This is a genomic window from Vibrio sp. 1978 (genome assembly GCF_033344345.1).
The window spans coordinates 1-745 of the sequence record NZ_JAWPOP010000393.1; the positions used below are offsets into that span (position 1 = coordinate 1).

Consider the following 745-nt stretch of genomic DNA (forward strand, 5'->3'; position numbering starts at 1 on the left):
CCGTTGGTTAGGTACAGCGGATCGAATGGAAGCCGATTTGGTTCCAAAGCATGGTATTGAGATCGACTTTATCAAAGTAAAAGGTCTGCGAGGCCAAGGCGTTAAACGTCTTTTAGCTGCCCCTTTTCAAATTATTAATGCCATCATGCAAGCACGAGCGCACATGAAGCGCTGGCAGCCGGATGCCGTTTTAGGTATGGGCGGCTATGTGAGTGGTCCGGGTGGTATCGCGGCTTGGTTAAGCGGTACCCCGGTTGTTCTACACGAACAAAACGCGGTTGCAGGTTTAACAAATCAATGGCTATCAAAGATCGCTAAGAAAGTCTTTCAAGCGTTTCCCGGCGCATTTCCTTCTGCGGCGGTTGTCGGTAACCCAGTACGTGAAGACGTAACGCAGTTGGATGAGCCCGCTCAACGTATGCAAGAGAGAGAAGGACCAATTCGTATTCTTGTTATGGGCGGCAGCCAAGGGGCGCGTATTCTTAATCAAACATTGCCAGCGGTGATGGCAAACTTGGGACAAGACTACTGTATTCGTCATCAAGCAGGTAAAGGCGCAGCGCAAGAAGTGCAAGCCGCTTATCAAGCGAACAATGTTGCTAATGCAGAAGTGACCGAGTTTATCGATGATGTTGCACAAGCGTATGCGTGGGCAGATCTGCTAGTGTGCCGTTCTGGCGCATTGACGGTATCTGAAGTCTCAGCAGCAGGTGTAGGCGCGATTTTTATCCCGTTCATGCATAAA

1 protein-coding gene is annotated in these 745 nt (G+C 49.8%); it reads left to right on the plus strand.

Translation table 11 applies throughout. From position 1 onward, the window contains the following. Positions 1-745, plus strand: a 745-nt coding sequence (murG, locus tag R8N49_RS26820) for an undecaprenyldiphospho-muramoylpentapeptide beta-N-acetylglucosaminyltransferase (protein WP_318190411.1), incomplete at both ends; no start/stop codon positions are given.